This is a genomic window from Nocardioides eburneiflavus (assembly GCF_004785795.1).
GTDB classification, from domain to species: Bacteria; Actinomycetota; Actinomycetes; order Propionibacteriales; family Nocardioidaceae; genus Nocardioides; species Nocardioides eburneiflavus.
In genome coordinates, this window is the sequence record NZ_SRRO01000001.1 from 4,028,280 (window position 1) to 4,048,220 (window position 19,941).

Annotated in this window: 18 protein-coding genes; 3 read left to right on the plus strand and 15 right to left on the minus strand. The window is 68.9% G+C overall.

Translation table 11 applies throughout. From position 1 onward, the window contains the following. Positions 1 to 46: 46 nt before the first annotated feature. A complete protein-coding gene (locus EXE59_RS18835) occupies positions 47 to 1,021 on the plus strand; it encodes a serine hydrolase domain-containing protein (protein WP_246056905.1) in 975 nt (324 codons plus the stop codon). 224 nt (positions 1,022 to 1,245) lie between these two features. Here the strand turns inward: EXE59_RS18835 and EXE59_RS18840 are convergent, their stop codons facing one another. The 14 genes from EXE59_RS18840 to EXE59_RS18905 form a co-directional block, all read right to left on the minus strand. Then, positions 1,246 to 1,956 (minus strand): ABC transporter ATP-binding protein, encoded by a 711-nt coding sequence (locus EXE59_RS18840; RefSeq protein ID WP_135840272.1) that lies wholly within the window; start codon positions 1,954 to 1,956, stop codon positions 1,246 to 1,248. Further along, positions 1,949 to 2,731, minus strand: a complete 783-nt coding sequence (locus tag EXE59_RS18845) for an ABC transporter ATP-binding protein (RefSeq protein ID WP_135840273.1) — start codon at positions 2,729 to 2,731, stop codon at positions 1,949 to 1,951. The genes EXE59_RS18840 and EXE59_RS18845 overlap by 8 nt, the downstream gene beginning before the upstream one ends. Further along, a complete protein-coding gene (locus tag EXE59_RS18850) occupies positions 2,728 to 3,570 on the minus strand; it encodes a branched-chain amino acid ABC transporter permease (protein WP_135840274.1) in 843 nt (280 codons plus the stop codon). Before EXE59_RS18850 ends, EXE59_RS18845 begins: the two co-directional genes overlap by 4 nt. A 1-nt stretch (position 3,571) precedes the next feature. Further along, positions 3,572 to 4,447 (minus strand): branched-chain amino acid ABC transporter permease, encoded by an 876-nt coding sequence (locus EXE59_RS18855; protein ID WP_135840275.1) that lies wholly within the window; start codon positions 4,445 to 4,447, stop codon positions 3,572 to 3,574. A 46-nt stretch (positions 4,448 to 4,493) separates the two neighbouring features. Further along, positions 4,494 to 5,693 (minus strand): ABC transporter substrate-binding protein, encoded by a 1,200-nt coding sequence (locus tag EXE59_RS18860; RefSeq protein WP_135840276.1) that lies wholly within the window; start codon positions 5,691 to 5,693, stop codon positions 4,494 to 4,496. Positions 5,694 to 5,742: 49 nt separating this feature from the next. Further along, positions 5,743 to 6,255, minus strand: coding sequence for a flavin reductase family protein (locus EXE59_RS18865; protein ID WP_210429069.1), 513 nt, complete (start codon positions 6,253 to 6,255; stop codon positions 5,743 to 5,745). Between the two features lie 16 nt (positions 6,256 to 6,271). After that, a complete protein-coding gene (locus tag EXE59_RS18870; RefSeq protein ID WP_135840278.1) occupies positions 6,272 to 6,628 on the minus strand; it encodes a cupin domain-containing protein in 357 nt (118 codons plus the stop codon). After that, the gene (locus EXE59_RS18875; RefSeq protein ID WP_135840279.1) at positions 6,625 to 8,103 is read right to left on the minus strand and encodes a 4-hydroxyphenylacetate 3-hydroxylase family protein; all 1,479 of its coding nucleotides are present in this window, start codon (positions 8,101 to 8,103) and stop codon (positions 6,625 to 6,627) included. Before EXE59_RS18875 ends, EXE59_RS18870 begins: the two co-directional genes overlap by 4 nt. Position 8,104: 1 nt before the next feature. Continuing rightward, positions 8,105 to 8,794 carry a DUF2848 family protein gene (locus EXE59_RS18880; protein ID WP_135840280.1) on the minus strand — a complete coding sequence of 230 codons (690 nt, stop codon included), beginning with the start codon at positions 8,792 to 8,794 and terminating at the stop codon, positions 8,105 to 8,107. Then, on the minus strand, positions 8,791 to 9,612 hold the full coding sequence (locus tag EXE59_RS18885) for a carbon-nitrogen family hydrolase (RefSeq protein WP_135840281.1): 822 nt from the start codon (positions 9,610 to 9,612) through the stop codon (positions 8,791 to 8,793). The genes EXE59_RS18880 and EXE59_RS18885 overlap by 4 nt, the downstream gene beginning before the upstream one ends. A 101-nt stretch (positions 9,613 to 9,713) precedes the next feature. Next, a complete protein-coding gene (locus EXE59_RS18890; RefSeq protein WP_135840282.1) occupies positions 9,714 to 10,694 on the minus strand; it encodes a helix-turn-helix domain-containing protein in 981 nt (326 codons plus the stop codon). Further along, positions 10,613 to 10,981 carry a DMT family transporter gene (locus EXE59_RS25170; RefSeq protein WP_135840283.1) on the minus strand — a complete coding sequence of 123 codons (369 nt, stop codon included), beginning with the start codon at positions 10,979 to 10,981 and terminating at the stop codon, positions 10,613 to 10,615. Before EXE59_RS25170 ends, EXE59_RS18890 begins: the two co-directional genes overlap by 82 nt. Positions 10,982 to 10,990: 9 nt before the next feature. After that, on the minus strand, positions 10,991 to 11,614 hold the full coding sequence (locus tag EXE59_RS18900) for a response regulator (protein WP_135840284.1): 624 nt from the start codon (positions 11,612 to 11,614) through the stop codon (positions 10,991 to 10,993). Then, complete coding sequence (locus EXE59_RS18905; protein WP_135840285.1) at positions 11,611 to 12,828, minus strand: sensor histidine kinase; 1,218 nt, start codon at positions 12,826 to 12,828, stop codon at positions 11,611 to 11,613. The genes EXE59_RS18900 and EXE59_RS18905 overlap by 4 nt, the downstream gene beginning before the upstream one ends. 142 nt (positions 12,829 to 12,970) lie before the next feature. Here EXE59_RS18905 and EXE59_RS18910 point away from each other — a divergent pair, with 142 nt between their 5' ends. After that, on the plus strand, positions 12,971 to 13,945 hold the full coding sequence (locus tag EXE59_RS18910) for an SMP-30/gluconolactonase/LRE family protein (protein ID WP_246056907.1): 975 nt from the start codon (positions 12,971 to 12,973) through the stop codon (positions 13,943 to 13,945). Continuing rightward, positions 13,942 to 15,255 carry an ankyrin repeat domain-containing protein gene (locus EXE59_RS24220; RefSeq protein WP_210429070.1) on the plus strand — a complete coding sequence of 438 codons (1,314 nt, stop codon included), beginning with the start codon at positions 13,942 to 13,944 and terminating at the stop codon, positions 15,253 to 15,255. Before EXE59_RS18910 ends, EXE59_RS24220 begins: the two co-directional genes overlap by 4 nt. 276 nt (positions 15,256 to 15,531) lie before the next feature. On the opposite strand, the gene mobF is transcribed toward EXE59_RS24220, so the two are convergent. Next, entirely contained in the window at positions 15,532 to 19,137 is a 3,606-nt protein-coding gene (gene mobF, locus EXE59_RS18920; protein WP_342777232.1) for a MobF family relaxase, read from the minus strand. Positions 19,138 to 19,941 lie beyond the last annotated feature (804 nt).

A 19,941-nucleotide genomic window follows, 5' to 3' on the forward strand; every position in this document is an offset into this window, starting at 1 on the left:
CCTGGAGGGACTGCGTGTCTCCAACGAGCACGGCACCGTAGCCGACGTGCTGGCGACGACGGAGACCGATGCCTGGCTCGTCGTGCACAGCGGACGGTTGCTCGCGGAGGGCTACACAGCGCCGATGGACGCCGCGACCCGCCACCTGCTGATGTCGGTGAGCAAGTCGATGGTCGGCGTGATCGTCGGCGCACTGACCCAGCGCGGCGTCCTCGACCCCACGCGTCCCGTGGCTGCCTACGTCCCCGAACTCGCGGAAAGCGGGTACGCCGGGGCGACGCTGCGCGACGTACTCGACATGCGCACGGGAGTGCACTTCTCCGAGGATTACCTCGACGCCGACGCCGAGGTCTCCTTGCTCGACGAGGCGGTGGGGTGGACCCCCCCACGCCCAAGCAGCCCGGCGACGCTCAAGAAGTTCCTCCAGGGTCTGTCCTCAGCTCGCCCACATGGCGGCTACTTCCAGTACCGGAGCTGCGAGACGGACGTGCTCGGCTGGGTCATCGAGGCCGCGACCGGGCAGCCGTTTGCCGAGGTCGCCACGGACCTCCTGTGGGGCCGGCTCGGCACCGAGGTCGACGCAATGATCACCGTCGACGCCGAGGGCACCGGCATGTTCGACGGGGGCGTCTGCGCTACCTTGCGCGACGTGGCCCGGTTCGGCCAGATGCTCTTGCAACGTGGCGAATCGTTCACCGGCGAGAGCATCGTCAGCCCGGAGTGGGTCGAGGACCTCTTCGTCGGCAACTCAGACCTCACCGCAGCCTTCGCCGCCGGCCCGCATGCGCACCTGCTGCCCGGCGGCCACTACCGGAACCAGTTCTGGGTTCCGGCCGGCGGCGAGGTCATCCTCAGCGTCGGCATCCACGGCCAACTGGTATACGTCGACCGGTCCACCGGGATGGTTGGAGTCAAGCTCTCCAGCTGGCCGATGCCGACCGACGACGACCGGATGGATCGGACCCTCGCCATGTTCACGTCCATCGCCCAGCACCTGTTGGCCACGCGGCCGACGACGTGACGGGCAGGCGGACTGTTGCACCGTAGGCGCGGGCGCGGCGCCCAACTTCCGTCGAGCGCGTCGTGCGGGTCGTAGAGGCGCAGCGACCCGTTGTCGTTGCGATTCATGTCCGGGGTTGACGCTGTTGATCGCAGAGCGGTCGACCGGATGGTCGACGAGCATGGCGACTGGGCGCGCGTCGTACATCGTCACGGACCAGAAGGCGGCAGAGACGTAGTGGACGCTCAATGCCCACCCAGGTAGGCAGCCTGGATGCGTTTGTCGTTGGCGGCGTCGGCCGGATTGCCCTGGGCGATCACCCGACCGGTCTCCATGAGGTAGTAGGCATCGGAGATCCGCATCGCCTGGCGGACGTTCTGCTCGACAAGCAGGATCGTCAGCCCGTCATCGCGCAGGCTGGCCAGGAGCCGCATCAGTTCCTGAGTGATCTTCGGGGCAAGCCCGAGGCTCGGCTCGTCGAGCATCAGCACACGTGGCTGGGTGAGGAGCGCGCGCCCGATGGCCAGCATCTGCTGCTCGCCACCAGAGAGGAGCCCGGCCAGACGGTCCTGCCGGGAGTCCAGGATCGGGAACCTCTCCAGGACCTCGGCCAGAGTGAACTGTCCCTTCCGGCCCGCGTCCTGCCCGAGCCGGAGGTTGTCCATCACGGTCATCCCGCCAATGATTCCGCGCCCCTCGGGCACCAGCACAAGGCCGTTGCGCACTCGTCGGGCGGGGCTCCAGCGGGTGACGTCGTCGCCGCCGTACCGGACCGTGCCGGCGTCGGGACGGTGTGCTCCGACCAGGAGCCGCAGCAGGGTGGTCTTGCCGGCGCCGTTCGCGCCGACCACGGATGTGATCTGCCCGGCTTCGACCGACACGTCGGCGTCGCGCAGGGCGGGAATCCGGCCGTAACTACCTCCGAGGCTCGAGACCTCCAGCAGTGCCTCACTCATCGTCAGCTCCAAGGTAGGCCTCGAGGACCCGCGGGTCCTTGCGGATTTCTTCCGGTGTCCCGCTCATCAGGTGTTTGCCGAAGTTGATGACGGTGACGACCTCGCAGGTACGGCTCACGAACGGCATGTTGTGCTCGATCAGCAGGACGCTCAGACCCCGTTCGCTGAGGTCGCGGATCAGATCGGCGACCTTCATCGTCTCGTCGTCATTCATGCCCGCAGCTGGCTCGTCCAGCAGCAGGAGCCGCGGCTGGAGCGCCAGCGCCCGGGCGATCTCGAGGCGGCGCTGGGCGCCGTAGGAGAGCTCGGTGGCGATCCGGTCGCGGTCCTCCCAGAGGCCGAGCGCGGTCAGGGTCGCGGGAATGGTCCCGAGCACCGTCGTGCCGTCTGCCCCGGCGCCCCGGCGGAAGGAGGTGAGGCTCCGCCATGCGGGCTCCCGGCTCTCCAGGGCCACGTGCACGTGCTCGAGGACGGTCATGCCCTTGAAGAGCCTGATGTTCTGGAAGGTGCGGGCAATCCCGTCCCTGGCTCGCTGGTACGGCGCGGTGCCGTCGACCCGCTTGCCGGCGAAGGCGACCTCTCCCCGACTCGGGGTGTAGACGCCGGTGATCAGGTTCAGCAAGGTGGTCTTGCCGGCGCCGTTCGGGCCGATGAGCCCCACAACCTGTCCGGGCTCGACAACCAGGTCGACACCGTCGACAGCGTGGATGCCGCCGAACTCGATGGCCAGGTCGCGGGTCTCCAGGACTGCGGTCCGGCCAGTGGTCGCGTTCATGCTGCCACCTCCTTCTTGGTGCGGGTGAACTTCGGCAGCACCGAGCGCTCACCCAGGATGCCGGAGGGTCGGACCACGAGGATGACGAGGAGCACGGCGCCGACGAAGGCCGGGCGCCACTCGTCCAAGCCGCGGGTGAACTCGGGAAGCAGGGTCAGCACCGTGGCGCCGATGACAGCGCCCCACATGCTCCGCCGACCACCGAAGATCACGTAGAGGACCGCGAAGATCGACACGTTGAACGAGAACGCTCCGGGTTCGATGTAGACGAACCAGTGCGAGTAGAGACCACCGGCCAGCCCGGCCAGGGCACCACCGAGGGTGAACATGCCGACCTTGACCGTCGTGGTGTTCAGACCCGCCATCGACGCAGCGAACTCATCGTCGTGGATGCTGCGCACGCGGAGCCAGAACTTGGAGAGCGTCACGGCAAGCAGCACCAGCACGGCGACGGCGGTGAAGCCGTAGAGCACACCCGGGATGACCTGCGGGATGCCGATCAAGCCCCGCGCCTGACCGGTCCACGGGAGGACCAGGCACAACGACTGCACCACGACGCCGAACGCGAAGGTCGCCATGGCCAGGTAGATTCCGCGCACCCGCAGGGCGGGCAGACCGAGGAGCAGCCCAGCAACTGACGCCGCGACGACGCCGAGCACCATGGCGATGGCGATGGATACGCCGTGGATGCTGGCCAGCGCCGAGGTGTAGGCCCCGACCGCCATGAAGCCGGCGCTGCCCAGGTTGAGCTGTCCCGTCGCCAGGACGGTGTAGACGCTGAGCCCCATGAGGACGTTGATGCACACCTGGGCGATGAGCCCGAGTTCGTAAACGGACATCTCACACCCTCCTGCTCAGGTCCGAAGCCCGTCCCAGGAGTCCCTGAGGCCGGAAGGTCAACGTCAGCGCGAGCAGGCCGAACACCAGCAGGTTGCTGTAGCTGGCGTTGAGATAGGTGGTGGCCATGACCGAGGTGAGGCCGAGCAGTGGACCGGCGATCACTGCGCCCCAGAGGTTGTCGACACCGCCCAGGATCATGGCGGCGATGCCGCTGATCCCGATGCTGACGCCGAAGTCCAGCGAGACAACGCCGTAGTTGAGACCGAGCAACACCCCAGCGCCGCCGGCGAGGAGGCCCGATATGGCGAAGGTGGCCACCTCGGCTCGCCGGACCCGGAGACCCAGGACGGTGGCTGCGTCCCGGTTCTGGGCCACTGCGCGCAGGGACCTGCCGAGGCTGGTCCGAGCGACGACGACCGCCATGATGGCGACCAGCACGACGGCCAGGACCAAGGTGATCAGTTGGATCACGGAGACCGAGATCGGGCCGATCTCGACACGGCCCGCGACCACGTTCTCCGGGAAGAACTGCGCCTGGCTCCCCCAGTGGTGCTCGGCGATGTTCTCGATGATCAGGGCGAATGCGACGGTGGTCAGCAAGGTGACGATCGGATCGTTCTTGTCGACCGAGTGGTAGCCGACGACCTCCAGCAGCAGAGCCAGAGCGCCGGCTACCAACATCGATCCGAGGAGCACGGCCACGAGCGGGAGACCAGTCTCCAGCAGGTCGAGGCCAACAAGTGCGCCCACCACGAACAACTGTGCGATGGCCAGGTTGAGCACACCGAGAATGCCCATGTTCAGCGAGAAAGCGAGGGCAACGACGGCGTAGATTCCGCCGAGCAACAGCCCATCAATGATGACTTGGAGCAACATCTGATCTCCTCGGATCGTGGTCGGCCTGACGCATCAGGTCAGACGCTCACGGAGTGGCCGACGCGAGCACGGACCACTCGCCGCCGGCGCCCTTGAGGACGTAGAACTCACGCGAGACATCGCCGGTCTCCTGCATCGAGATCACGGTGGTCAGGCCCTGGAAGTCCTTCATGTCGGTCAGGAAGTCCCGAATACCGATTCGGGCCGCTTCGACATCCGCGTCGGACAGGTCGCCGGCCTTGATCGCCTCGACGTACATGCTGGCGGCCTCGTAGACCTGGCTGTCGAACATGGTCGGCGAGCCGGGCACGCCCTCCTCAGCGAAGACCTTCTCGACCTCGGCGGTCCAATCGGCAGCATCTTCGGCGCCGGGGAAGTACGTGCCAGAGCTGTAGATCGTGGTCTTGGGCGCGGCCTCGAGGATGTTCGCCGACACCAGGGTCGAGCCACCGAAGATCGGGGTGTTGGCCCCACGGCTCGACATCTCGCGGAGCAGCTTGCCAGCGCCGTTGTAGAAGGCGCCGAGGCCGATCGCGTCTGCGTCGGTCTTGATCAGGGACGAGACCTGCGCCTTGAGGTCGATGTCGGTCGTGGTGAAGGTGACCGGTGACGTGCCCGTGGTCAGTTCGAGCCCGTTCGCCTCGACGACCGGCGGCATGATGCCGGTGCCGATCGACGTACCGACCGCGTCGGCGGAGTCGTAGGCGACCGCGACACTCGTCGCGCCGAGGTCCTTCTTCATCTCCGGCACGACCGCACCCAGGTAGGCGCCCTCGTTGACGGTGTTGCGGAACGCCCACGGGCGGTTCTGCTCGGCGACGCCGGGCTTGGATGACGCCTGCGAGATGACGGGGACCTTGAGCTGGTTGGCGACAGGGAAGGCGACCTCAGCCTCCGACGAGGTGAAGGGGCCGAGGATGCCGATCACGTTGTCCTGCGATGCGAGCTTGCGCACCAGGTTGGCGGCCTCGGCCGGCTTGGCGCCGCTGTCGTAGACCACGATCTCGAGGTCTTTGCCCTCGATGCCCCCAGCGTCGTTTACCTCGTCCTCGAACATCTCCAGGACGGCTTTGTTGCTCTCGCCCCACTCCGACACCGGCCCCGTGACCGGGAGAATGGCGCCGATCTTGATCGTGTCACCCTGCTCCGCCTCCGGGACGGAACACCCAGCAGTGAAGAACAGGCATCCCGAGAGTGCGGCCGCGCCGAGCATCGCCCGGCTGGCCTTGTGTGCGGTGGTCGACATTACGTCTCCTCTAGGTGTGGATGGACCCGGCCCATGGGCTCGGGTGGGCTCAGAAGAACCAGTGCTCGGGCTCGTGCCCGTGCTGGACGATGTCGCTGAACTTGCCTCCGAAGAAGCCCAGCGGTTCCCCGTCGCGGGTGTTCACGCCGATGACGGCACCGAACACGATCGTGTGGTCGCCGGCCTCGACGACCCGCTCCACGTCGCACTCGAGGTGCGCCAGGGCCTGAGGTACGACGGGCACTCGGTGCTCGGCGTACTCCAGGTCGAGGCCGGCGAAGTGGTCCTCTCCACGCGCCGCGAACCGCAGGGCGATCGCCTGCTGGCGCCGGGAGAGGATGTTGACCACAAACCTGCCGGACGACACCGCTGCCTCCGCAGTGCGAGCACCGTGGTTGAAGCAGACCAGCAGCAGTGGCGGGTCGAGGGAGACCGAGGTCAGCGAGTTGACGGTCATGCCGTTCGGTCCGCTGGCGTCTTCAGTGGTGATCACGGCGACGCCGGTGGCGAAACAACCCATCGTGTGGCGCATGGTCATCGGGTCGACAGACGGTGTGGTCATCGTGGTCATCTCCCCGTCAGTCCTCGGCGCGGGCGTGGTAGCGGACTTCGTAGGTGGTCACGCCTTCGTCGGTCCGCCAGGGACCGTGCGGCATGCCCGGCGGGCGGCAGGCGAACTCCCCTGCGACGAACGTCCGGTCCAGCGTGAGGTCGTGGAATGAGCCCTCGATGATGTAGACCTCTTCCCAGAAGTCGTGCCGCTGCACGCCGAGCGTGGTGGAGTCCGCGCCCGGCTCGTAGCGCAGGATTCGGGTGGCGACGCCGCCGACCGGGTCGGTGGCGAGGATCCGCTCCTTGATCAGCGGGTTGTCGCCCGGGCAGAGCGTGTAGTCGATGTCGGTGACCGGCGTGAACTCGATCTCGGGCTTGCTCATGCCGACACCTCCTCGGCGGAGGAACCGACGGGCCCGTCCACGCCGTACGACGCGAGGAACTCCTCGACGGCCTGGAGAGGCTTGTTGTAGTCGTAGTTGCGGAACGCGTAGCCCTTCACCACGAATGGCGCGCCTGAGTAGAAGAGTTCGTAGCTCTGGTGGCGGCCGGCGAACTCACTGCCGATCGCGTCCCACGCCAGCTTGAAGAGCTTGACCCGGTCGACCGAGGAGATGCCGGGGCTGGAGACGTAGCGCTCCATGTCCGCGGCGGTGTCGGTGTTGACCAGCTCGAGGACGGACGACGGCACCTGGAGGACCCCACCGCCGACAAGCTCGCGCAGGATGCCGATCACGCGCGGGTGCAGCTCGGCCTGCAGGCCCATCGCGGCGTACAGCGACTGGGCGCCGGGCCGGAAGAAGCCCTGCTCGTCCGTGGCCGCGGTGAACTGCGCGGCGTGGAGTGCAGACTCGACGACAGAGACAAGGCTGGCCAGCTCACCGAGCTTCTCGACCACACCGGGGAACTTGTCGACCCCGTTGACCGCGGCAACCTTGCGGGCGATGCCAGCGAGGAAGCGGAGCTTGGTGGCGAAGCGGATCTGGGCCTGGAAGTTGCCCAGGACGTGGGCGCCGGTGTCGAAGAACTGCTTGCGCAGACCGGGGACGTCCTTGTAGACGAAGACGTCCTCCCACGGGATGAAGACGTCGTCGAAGACCAGCAGCGCGTCGGTCTCGTCGTAGCGGGAGGAGAGCGGGTAGTCGAACTCACTCGTCGCCTCGGTGGCGTACGGGCGACGGCAGTAGAGCTTGAGTCCGTCGGCGGCGACCGGCACGGTGAACGAGATCGCGAAGTCGGTGTCCTCGGGGGTGAGCGGCTTGATGCAGGAGACCAGGATCTCGTCGGCGACCGCGCCACCGGTGGCAAGCATCTGGGCACCGCGGACGACGATGCCGTCCTTGCGCTCCTCCTTCACGCCGACCTGGATGAAGTCGCCTTCCCAAGCGTGCGCGGTGGTGGCGCGAGAGACCTGCGGCGGGATGATCGCGTAGGAGACGTAGAGGTCGTTCTCCAGCACCCGACGGTGGAAGGCCAGCACGTTGTCGGCCAGGCTCCGCTCGTCGGCAAACGCCTCCGGGTGCGACGCGAACGCCGCCACGAAAGCGCCGACGTGGTCGGGCGAGCGGCCTACCCACCCGTTGGTGTGGTCGGCCCAGACCTGCGCCGAGGCACGCCAGGCGGCAAGGTCCTCGGCGTTACGCGGTGCGACGTACATCCGGTTGACGGGGTTGCCGGTCACCTCGTCGGTGACCTGCATGCCGTTGGCGGGGTCAGCGGCGAGGTCGAAGAGCTCACCGACCGTGCGGGTGACCGGGGCGAACGCCGGGTGGGTGGCGACGTCGTCGACGGGCTTGCCGTCGACGATGACCGTACGGCCGTCGCTCAGGGACTTCAGGTATTCGGCGCTGGTACGCATTTCAGTTGCTCCTCACAGAGACGGTGTAGTCGAACTCGATGGGCATGTGGCCAGGGACTTCGAGCTGCATCCGCCAGTGGCGGCCGTAGCGAAAAGTGCCGTCGATCAGCGGGCGGGTGCCGCCGAAGAGGACCAGCGCGATGCCCTGGCTGCCACCAACCTGGTCCCACTCGTCGAGGACTTCCGTGATGAGGAGCATCGAGGCGAGGGTGCCCTCCTGGTAGAGCTCGCCATCGACCCAGCTGCGGACCACGATCGAGTCCCAATCGACCAGCGCCGGCGGGTTGCCGAGCTCGATGACGGTTGAGGCGATCGGCTTGGGGCAGGCCGCCTTGGAGAGCTGGATGCCGACGGTCTCCATCTCGCGGTCGGTGTGGTCCGAGCCGACGGTCAGGTAGTAGGTGCCGTTGGCCCGGATCAGGACCGGCTCGACCTCGCCGGAGGTGGCGTCCCCGTCGACCTCAATCTGCTGGGCGGTGGTCAGGCGGTCGGTCGAGAGCGGATAGAACGCCGGGATGGTGTCGGGCTCCGGTACGCCGATGGCAGCGAGCTCGTCGATGTGGTGACGTACCGCGACCTGGTCGCGGCCGGTGTACCCGGCGACGACGAGATGCGTGGGAGTGATCTCGACCTCCGCGCCATCGGTGGCGCGGAGTCGCAGCCGGGTGGCGGTGCCAGCAGGGGTGCTCATGCGAACTCCTTCGTGTTCTTCAGGGCAGGTGTGGCCGGCCAGCGGCGGTCGGCCAGCGCGGGGAACTCGGCGCGGACCTTGCGCGGGAGCTCGGTGTCGATGTCGGCGTACGTGAAGCCCTCGTCCTGGCCGGCCTCGACGACGACCTGCCCGGTCGGGTCGACGACCCGGCTGTGGCCGCCGAGCGTCACTCCCGTCTGGGCGCCTACGGCATTGACCGCCACGACGTACATCTGCTGCTCGACGGCGCGGACAGTGGTGAACAGGCGCCAATGGGCGAGGCGGGCCTCCGGCCACGCGGCGCAGACCGCGGCCATCTCGGCGCCGGCGTCGACGAGGCTGCGGAAGAGCTCTGGGAAGCGGAGGTCGTAACAGGTGGTGATGCCGGTCGACAGGCCGTGGACGTCGCTGGCGCCGACCGTCTCGCCCGGCGTGAGCAGCTGCGTCTCGCGGGACCCGTAACCGAAGAGGTGGACCTTGCGGTAGACGTTGCCGACCACGCCGTCGGGGCGGATGACGACCGAGGTGTTGTGCAGCCGCCCTGCGTTGTCGACCTCGACGAAGCTGCCGAGGTGGACGACCGCCCCGAGGTCGCGGGCCCATCCCCGCGCAGCCGCAAGCGTCGGGCCCTCAAACGGCTCGGCGCGGGCGGCGTACTCGTCGAAGGAGAAGTAGCCGGCCGTCCACATTTCGGGGAGGACCAAGAAGTCCGCGCCGCTCAGCGCGCTCTCGGCACGGACCATGCCGTCGACCCGGGCGAGGCGGTCGGCGACGGACTCGGCGTCGGGACTGGCGATCTGGAGGAGTGCGATCTGCATGACCTCAGAGTCATGTGAGGCTCGCCACAACCGATATCGGAACTACGCCGAGGCACACTCGGATTTGCGCATCAAGCGGGGCGCGGCAGCGCGCGCGTGGGTCAGCGGCGCGAGGCCAGGAGCGCCGACGGGGTGGTGCCGAAGCGGGACCGGAACGCCGCTCCGAACTCGCCCAGGTGGAAGAATCCGCAGCGATAGGCGACGTCGGTGACGGACAATCCGGGCGCACCGGAGAGAAGCAGCGCATGAGCCCGCTCAAGACGCTGGGACCGCAGCCACTGGAGGGGGGTAGTCCCGAGCTCAGTTCGGAACGCGGTCTGAAGGCTGCGCACGCTGGTGCCGCACTCGGCCGCCACTGTGCTTACGCTCAGCGGGTCGGCGATGTGCTCGAGCATGAAGTCCATGGCCCGCTGGAGGCGCGGCGAGGTCAGGGGCCGATCTGGCACGAGAAGCCGCGTCCGGTTGTTGGGCTGGGCTAGGAGCAGCGACTCGATGATGACCTGCTCCAGCTGCCAGAGCAGTTGCGGCCGATGCTGAGTAGCAGCAGAGTCGACCAGGTCGACCGCGGACTCCAGCATGCCGTCGAGACGGCGAACGTCAGGGGCAAGGGAGAGGTCGAAGTGCACCGGACCGGTCTCACCGGTCAGGGCTGCCGCCACCGACTCCACGCGAGCGCGGTCGAGTCGAACGATCACTTGGTCGAACGCGGCGTCGAACGCGAACTGGAACTCCTGGTGTGGACCGATGATCACGCCCTGCTCGGCTGTCGCAAGAGCGGTCGCATCGCCGTAGCGGAACTGGCCAGCACCAGCGAGCGGGAGCGTCAGGAGGTAGTCGTCCAAGGGGGCATCCCCGGCGCTGACGGTCACCTCGGCGCCGTAGTGCAGCAGGTTCACCGAGACGTCCTGCATCTGGACATGCGCGAGCCGGGTCGCTAGCCGGGCTCCGGGTCGACTCAGGGTGAGCGCGTGGGGACGAAGGGTCCCGGTGCAGACCTCGATCACCTCATCGGCGTCACGAGTCCCCAAGAGCACCGCGCGACCACGGTCGGTCGTGAGCTGTGCCAGTGCGGGAGTTCCCATGACCCTCTCCGTGAGGACTCGGTGAGCGCCCTACAATTGAGGACGACGACACCACTGATGATCATGCCCAGCGCAGCGATCTTCAATGGGGTGAGGGATTCGCCCAGCCAGACGGAGCCGATGAGCGCCACCGCAGCCGTGCCGAGCCCAGCCCAGGTGGCACACGCCGTGGACACCGGGACGTGGCGTACCTGCCGACCTCGCGAAGTGGGGAGGACGGCGTCGGAATGCGCTGTCCAGGCGGGTTCGGAAGGTCGGTTGGGAGGGCGTTTGAACGTGTGCGTCATCGCCGACTGTCATCGGCGGATGATGCGGCGCTCGATGGCTGCGGCGACGGCTCCAGCGCGTGTATCCACGCCGAGCTTGGCGTACACGTGCGACAGGTGGGACTTCACCGTGGCTTCCGAGACGAAGAGTTCCCGCGCTATCTCGCGGTTCCCCAGCCCTCCGGACAGCAGCTCCAGCACCTCCACTTCACGCTCGGTGATCGTCGATGCGCCGGTCGTGCGACGGACGAGGGTCGCGGCGACCGAGGGTGCCAGCACCGTTTCACCGCGCGCGGTGGCGCGGATGCCGGCGAAGAGCTCGTCGGGAGGCGCGTCCTTGAGCAGGTAGCCCCGGGCTCCGGCGTCCAGGGCCCGGAGGATGTCAGCCTCTGTGTCGTAGGTCGTCAGCACGAGCACTTCCGGCGGATGTGGTCTCGCGCGCAGCGCCGCAGTCGTCTCGGCGCCGCCCTCTTCGGCCTGGCCGAGGCTGAGGTCCATCAGCACCACGTCGGGGCACTCCGACTCGGCACGAGCCAGCGCCGTCTCGAACGCGTCGGCTTCCGCCACCACGGTGAGATCTTCTTGACCCTCGACCAGGGCGCGGAGGCCCGCGCGCACGACGGGGTGGTCGTCGACGATGAGGACCCGGATCACGAATCGCTCCCACCGGTGTCGATGGGCAGGTGCACGGAGACCGTAGTCCCCTCACCCGGAGTGCTCTCGATGTACGCCCGTCCACCGAGGGCCGCGGCACGCTCCCGGATACCCGCGAGGCCACGGCCCCGGACACCGCCGGGACGCACCCGCGCCGGGTCGAATCCGCGGCCGTCGTCGCGCACGTCGAGGACCACCTCGTCGGAGTGGTAGGTCAAGGTGAGCGCCACCCGTCCGGCAGACGCGTGCTCCCGCACGTTGGCGAGGGCGCCCCGGGCCGTGCGGACCAAGGCGGCCGCGACATCGGCGGGCACGGCGACGGGTTCGCCGTCGACACGGACCTCGACCGGCATCCCCGGCCCGGATTGGGCAACCGCCCGTTCGAGCACGGCCGGCAGCGCGCCGGCATCGGCGGTCGCGAGGTCCGCCGGTGCAAGGTCACGCACCACCCGCCGCACGTCGTCCAAGCCTTCTCGGGCCGTCGATGCCGCGGTCCTGACCAGGTCCCTGGCCCGGTCCGGCCGGTCGTCCCAGTCCTGCTCGGCGGCCTGCAGCAGCAGATTGATGCTCGACAGCCCCTGGCCGATCGAGTCATGGATCTCGCGGGAGAGGCGGGTGCGCTCGGCGAGCGCGCCGGTGCGGTGCTGCTCCTCGGCCAGCTCCTCCTGGGCGTCGACGAGCCGGTCGAGGAGGTCCTTGCGTGCTCGGGACTCGAGGTCGAGCGCGCGGTAGGCCAGCACGGTCACGAGAGCGATGCCGATCGGACCGGCGACTTGGACCGGGTCGAGGCCGTCGCTGATCCGCTGCCAGGACGCCGTCAGCAGGACCGTCATGGCGACGACCGTCCCCACCGCCCTGGCGAACGGCAGGACCCGGAGCACTGCGAAGGCCACGGGCACGGCGCACCACGCGAAGGACGGCGCGACCGCGGTCAGCGCTCCCCAGAGCACGACCATGCCCACGACCCAGACGGTGGGCCACCAAGACCGACCCGGCAGCAGGCCGCGGGCGGCGTACGCCGTGCCGAGCACGGCTGCCCCCAGGAGGACCGCGGCGCCGGCGACGTCGAGGCCGTGCCGGTCGAGATAGCGCACCGCGCACGTGACGAGCAGGACCACGAGGACCACCAGCAGCCAGCGGTCGAGCCGCTCGGCGGGCGCCAGGATCCCCCGCACGCCCTCGGGCGGCCGACGGAGAGATGCGGTCACGGCCATGGTCGAGCCAGCCTAGGGAAGACAGGGCCTCGCTGGAATCAACCGATCGGCTATCGGGCGATGGCCGACCGCCGGACGCGGACCGGGCGTCGCGGACCGCACAGTGGTGGCACCACCCACACCCGCTCCCAGGAGACGCACCGTGTCGCACACCCAGAACAAGCTCCGCGTCCGGCTCATCACGGCCGCCGTCGGTGCCGCAGCCACCGTGGTGGCGCCGGTCGCCGCGACGGCGCACGCGCGCCCCACGCAGTACGAGCTCGCCGGCGACGCAGACAGCCCGGTCGGATCGAAGTTCGAGGGCATCGGGGCAGACGTTCGACGCGGGCTGTTCTACGTCAGCGAGGTGACCGGCGGCGAGATCCACCGAGGCTCGGTGCACTCCTCGCAGACCGAGGAGTGGCTGGCCGGCGACGGCACCGACGGCCGGTTCACCGCGCGCGGCATCACCATCGACGACCAGGGCCGCATCTACGTCGCCGGCGGTCCCAATGGCCTCGGCACCGGTCGACCCGACCTGTGGGTCTACGACGCCTCCGGCAAGCTGCTGGCAGCCCTGCGGGCTCCCGGGCAGGACGTCTTCCTCAACGACGTGGCCATCGGCGCCGACGGAGCGGCGTACTTCACGAACTCCAACGACGCGCAGGTCTTCCGCGTCGCCGACGACGGCGCCGGCTGGCAGACCACGCTGTGGGCCGACGCCACCGACCGGATCGAGCGCCGCCCCGGCTTCAACCTCGGCGGCATCGTCCTGACCGCCGACCGCAGCGCCTTCGTCGTCGCCCAGGGCAACACCGGCCAGCTCTGGCGATTCGACATCACCACCGGCGAGGCCACCACCGTGGAGACTGGCGTCGCCGACCTGGTCAACGCCGACGGGCTGGTCCGCCAAGGCGGCCGGCTCACCGTGATCCGCAACTTCAGCAGGATGGTGGCCACCCTGCGCCTCGCCGCCGATGGCACCCGGGCCATCCTCCTCCAGCAGGAGGCGAGCGCGGGCGACCGCGTGCTCACCACCGCCAAGGCGCTGCGCGGCCGCATCCTCTACGTCGACAGCAAGTTCGACGAGCCGGTCGCCAGTGGCCCATACGAAGTCATCACCGACCCGACCCGATGACACGCACCGTCCGTCGTCTCGCCGCCTGTCTGCCACTCGCACTCGTGCTCGGCGGGTGCGGCGGCGAATCCAGCCCCGCTCCCGACCGGCCTCCGGTCGCCGACCAGAGCACCGCAGCGCCCGAGAGGGGAACAATCACGGTGCCCGACGACACCACGCCCACGCCCAGGACCACGCCCGAGGCTGCTCCGACCCCCGACCGCGACGAGCAGGCGGATCTCGACGAGCGACTCCGAGCCGCGGCGTGGGCCGACGACCTCGCCCGCGCCCGACGTCTGGTCGCCCTGGGCGCCGACGTCAACGCCAAGGACGCGACCGAGCAGTCGGCCTACCTCATCGCCACGAGCGAGGGCCACCTCAAGCTGCTGCGGCTCGCACTGCACAACGGCGCCCGTGTCAACGACAAGGACAGTTGGAACGGCACCGGCCTGATCCGCGCCGCCGAGCGCGGCCACGCCGACGTCGTCGGCGAGCTCCTCCGGGCCGACATCGACCGCGACCACGTCAACCGGATCGGCTACCAGGCGATCCACGAGGCCGTGTGGCTCGGCGCCGACAGCCCTTCGTACGCCACCACCGTCCGCGTCCTCGCCGCCGGCGGAGTGGAGCTCGACCGTCGCTCACCATCCGCCGGCCTCACCCCGCTCGAGATGGCCCGCGAGCGCGGCTTCGACCGACTGGAGCGGATCCTGACAACGGTGACGACCGTTGAGCGACCCGCCGATCCCGACGCCGCCCTGCTGACCGCTGCCCGTGCTGGAGACGCCGACGCCGTCGCCCGCGCCCTGCGCGCCGGCGCCGACATCGAGGCGCGCGACGAGCACGACCGCACCGCACTGCTGCTCGCCGCGACCCACGACCAACTCGACGTGGCCACGGTCCTCGTAGCGATGGGCGCCGACCCGGACGCGCTCGACGACCGCCACGACACACCCTGGCTGGTCACCGGCGTCACCGGCAGCGTCGCGATGCTCGAGGCCCTGCTGCCAGCCACCCCGGACCTCACCATCCGCAACCGCTTCGGGGGCCTCTCACCGATCCCGGCGAGCGAACGCGGGCACGTGGCGTACGTCCGCCGCGTCGTGGACACCGCCGTCGACCTCGACCACGTCAACGACCTCGGGTGGACCGCTCTCCTCGAAGCCGTCATCCTCGGCGACGGCGGCCGGCGCCACCAGGAGATCGTGAGGATCCTCCTCGACGCAGGCGTCGACCCCACCATCGCGGACCAGGACGGCGTGACGGCGCTGCAGCACGCCGAAAAGCGCCGGTTCGACGAGATTGCGACGCTGCTGCGAGGCGCCCGCTGACGGGCACCTCGGTGACGCGCCGACAACAGGCGAGCTTCGGATTGAGCACCTCTTTCGAGGCCTTGCAGGAGCGCCGACTCGATCAACATCGGCCTCCCCGCCGGTAACGAGCAAGGCCCGTAGCCGCGAAGTGCGGTGCTCAGGTCCAGAGCGGACCGAACATCAGAGCCTCCTTCCTGGAGGTCACCGCCTGACTCCGCGACGATGCCGACATTGCAGGTCGGCGCGGCTCCGTCCCGGTGGACAGCTTCAAGACTGAGGTCGTGTGGACGCCGATCAGCCGATGATCCGTTCCGGCAGGTGCACGCTGCGGCTCCGGTCACTGCGGGGTGCAGTGTCCTCCTGCTGGACGATGGCGCGAGCCCGACGGATCGCCTGTCGGACCTGCGCAGCGTCGCGCTTCTGCGCCGCGGTTCGCGACTCACCGAGAGCGCTTCGGCCGTCCACTCGGTATCGGTCGCGGTAGGCGGCGGTCGTGCTGACCTGGTTGGCCCAGTGGCTGCGGGCTGCGTCCGTTGCAGGGGGGATCCCCAGGCGTTCAAGCCATGGCTCCTCGGCCTCGATCGCGTTGGCGGCCAAGGCCGCCGCCCGCGACTCCATCAACGTCTGTCGCTCAGTGAGGGCGGCCCTCATCTGGGGGCTCATCGGACCGTCCGCTACGGGGATCAACCCGACGATGTGTCTGGGCTCAGCGCGGCGCTTCCCGCGTTTGGGCAGCGCTGCCTTTTGGAGTCGGCTGATGAGCACGGCTCCCACATCGTCAGCATCTTCGAGCGATCGCCGTGCGACGAGCGCCGGCAGAAGCCGGTCGACGTCGTGACGATTCGCCTCGGCACGGCGTAGCTCAGCAGTGAGCGGACCGAATGACTCGGACTCGAGCACCGTGTCGAGCTGCCCATCGGTCAACCCGCATTCCCCGATCAGGGTGATCCAGCGGTCGCGTTGCGCAACGGCTGCGATGGTCTCGTATTCCGCCGCGAGCTGCGCGATGGATGACCAGTGCTCCTGCTCCTCCGTGATGGTCTGGTGGGCGGACGATTCGGCTCCGGAGTGTTTCAGCACGCCGTACAACACGGTGCATGCGGTGACGTCGTCAGGCTCCTGCGGGGCGTGCACATCATCCGGGTGGTCGAGGGCGACGTACGCGGTGTTGGCCTCGCTCCCCCGCGTCATGGATACATAGAAGTTCTCGCGAGTGGTCGCGCTGGACACGACGACATGCGCCGTGTCCACGGTGATGCCCTGGGCGCGGTGGGCCGTCACGGCGTACCCGAGGTCGACATGCTCCGCGACGTAGGCCGCCGGCAACGTCACGGAGCCAGTGCTCGAGGCTGTGTTGCTGGAACCGAGCCTGAATACGGCCATCGAACCGTCGTTGTGCACGTGGGTGACTCGCCAGCGGTCGCCGTTGCGGACCCACCCCCCGCACCGTCCGCCGTACATGGTGTGCAGGCGGCGGTCGTTGCGGCGGGTGACGACAAGATCCCCAACGGATGCGTGGGTGCCGTCGACCAGGTGCACCTCGATGCTCCCTGTTGGATCGCCACTGGCGATGCGGTCGGCGCGTGCTCGTGTGTTGAGGCGCTGAACTGTCTCGGTCGCCTCGGCCACCAGGATCGAGGCTCGGCCGGATCGGACGTCGTCGCGCCACGCGGCGTAGGCGGCGTCCATCATCTCCTCGGTAGAACCCTCACGGACTCGATCGTGGCGGACGTAGGTGCTAATGACGTCGGTGCGTCCGGCGCGCAGGTCGAGTGACGCGGTCTTCTCCCACTCGTGGGTGAAGCGGTGGACCTCTGTGAGCTCGGGGGTGTCGGGGCGGGCGGAGGCGAGGAGGGTGAACGCCCCTCCTGCCTCGACGGACTGCAGCTGCGCCCAGTCACCAACCAGCAGCACCTTCGCCCCCGCTGTGGCCGCGAGGGCGGCGATCCGGTCGAGAGCTAAGGTCCCGGCCAGCGTCGCTTCGTCGATGATCACGAGCTGTCCCGGCTGGAACCTCGTCAGCCCACGGTCGTGGTCGTGGAGCCACTTGGCGGTGTTCTCGCACCCGATCCCGAGGTCCTCGGCCAGCACCTGCGCCGCAACGGCACTCGGGGCGAGGCCGACAACACTGCCTGGCCCGTGCACGGTCGTCCAGGCAGTCTTCAGCGCATGCATAGCGGTCGTCTTGCCGGCACCGGCGGGTCCGACGAGGAGGTCGACCTGCCGGCCGGACACCGCGATCTGAGCCAGCGTCTCGACCTGCTCGGCACTCAACAGGTGTTCCTTGCGGGCCACCCGCTCGACGACCTCCCGGCCGACTGCCGGAGCGGCGCGGTCCTCGGAACGAGCCAACAGCCGGTCCTCGGCCGCGAGCAGCTCCACCGAAGTGAACACCATGCAGTGCCGCGGCCGGAACACGGTGGTCCCGTCCTTGCGTCGGAAGACCTCGGGACTGGGCGCCAGCTCGGGCGGCGTCAGCCTGAGCGACTCCTGCTTCGCGACGTCGACGACCATGCCGATGACGGCTTCGCGGTCCTCGACCGTGGCGAAGCGCCACCTCATCGTTTGCCGCGACGCCTCGGCCCAGAGGTTCCAGTGCCGCCAGGTCGACCGCTTCTCGCTGACGGCACCCACCACCGAGACACCGACTTCGGCTATGACGTGGAGCGGGATGTCGTCGGCCCGAAGGGTGGGACGGGCGACGGGACGGGCGGTGGCATCGCGGGCCCACTCCACTGGGTTCACTCCGAGGATCGTCTGCGCCCGTTCCCGCCACTGGCCCGTGAGGTCGTACAGCGAGCGGATCACCTTCTCGGGGCGCGTCTCAAGGGTCGCCTTCGCGCGCAGCTCGATGATCCGTGTCGCGGACGGGCGCTGCCCGTGCCGGGCCACGTACTCGGCGATCAGGCGGTCGGTCTCCTCATCGATCCTTCGCGAGCGGGAGGAGAACTCACCGATGAGCGACTCCGGTACACACTCCAGCTCCCAGGCCGGGTTGTGGTTCTTGCCCCTATGGCGCTGTTCCCACTCGATCCCGAAGGCCCGGGTGATCTGGTCGGCGAGCACGGCGTTGTAGTGAGCCGACAACGCGACGACAGCCGCATGGAGCGGGCGCCCGTCCAGACTGCGCCACCGCCCGTCCCCCACAGTCTTGACCTTGTTCGAGATCACGACGTGCGTGTGAAGCTGCGGGTCCCCCACACGCGAGTCCCAATGGTCGTACGCCGTCGCAACGACGCCGACGACGTCCGCCTGCGCCACCGCACCGTCGCCGGCATCCACTCCCCGCCGGGTCGTGGCGACCTCGCGTTCCAGGAACGCGAGCACCTCGCCCATCGCTTGGTGGTGGGCCTCGAGGATGAGGGCCTGAGTGCCCGCATCGGCGACACCCCACAGCACCGAGACCGACTTCGGGACGCTGAAGGTGAAGTCGTAGCCCGCAACAGCACGACGGGTGCCGACCGCCACCTCCTCGCGCGCGATCTCAGCCGTGACCTCGCGCCGCTGCTCGACACTCAGGTCGGGAGGCAGCTTGGCCATCCGAGCCGCTACCCGGGCCTTCACCCCGTCGTACTTCGGAAACGCCCGCCCCAGCGGATCGCCAGTCACCGGATCCCGACCTGAGCCGAGCAGCAGTGCCAGCTGCTGGGGCGTCACCTCGTCCCCTTGCGTGACCTCGCCGCTGCCGAGGGCGTGGAGCCCGGAGCCGAGCCAGCGGCCGGGTGGCGTGCCCTCCTCGGTGTAGTAGCTCGTGAGTGCGGTCGACCCGTCCATGTCGCGATCCCCGCGAACCACGCTCTTGAGCAGGTAGTCGTACCCCCTGCCCGCCGACATCACCCGCATCGAGACGGTCACCGACGCACACCTCCCTGGCATGCAGGTGCCCATGCCGCTCCACATATCAACCAAGCGGTTGTCCACAGGCGCAGTCCCACAGAACCCCCCTCGATCTGCAAACGGTGTATGTCGAGAAGGAGAACCTGCAGTGCGAGGACGGGCGAAGGAGGATCAGCCTCAGCGAGTGGAGGTGGGCGGGCAGATCGGCCACGAGCCAGGCGAGCGATAGGACGCAACGTGGAAGAGGCGCAAAGTGAGGACGACGCGGCGATCGCGGTTCGGTCAACTTGAGCAGGCAGCTTCTGCAGCCCGCACTCCCCGCCGCCACGGCCATCGCCGCCGACGCGGGCGGTGACGACCCGCTTGCCGGCGAAAGAGCGGCAGGTTGGAGCTGCTCACGACCCGCCCCACCAGGGCACATCTCAGGCGATCAAAAGGTCTGCAGGGCATGCGGATGACTCGAAGGGCACTAGCTGCGGTTTCGCCGCCGTCGCACACCGTTCGAGCCCCCAGGGGCCCGCCAAGCAGAGAACCCCTGTACCGATGCCACATGCCACCGTCTCGCGCGCGCTCCATACTTACGCGCTTCCGCCCCTTCGCCCCTCCGCCCGTCCGTCCGCCCTCCGCCCGTCCGTTGGCCTCCTAGGACGGGCGCTCTCGGGAGGGGCGATTTTTGGTGCCTTGTCCGTGGATAGTCGAGCCATGGACCCGCCAGCCACGGCACCCGGCCGCAGACAGCCAGCACCGGCTGCGTCAGTAGGTCGCGGTCGTGGAGGTGACCTGGCGCCACCAACGACGTCACGTCCGGCTCGGTCGGCGGCGCGCAGGACCGAGAACACCACCCACTAGACGTTCCCGCCGAGGAAG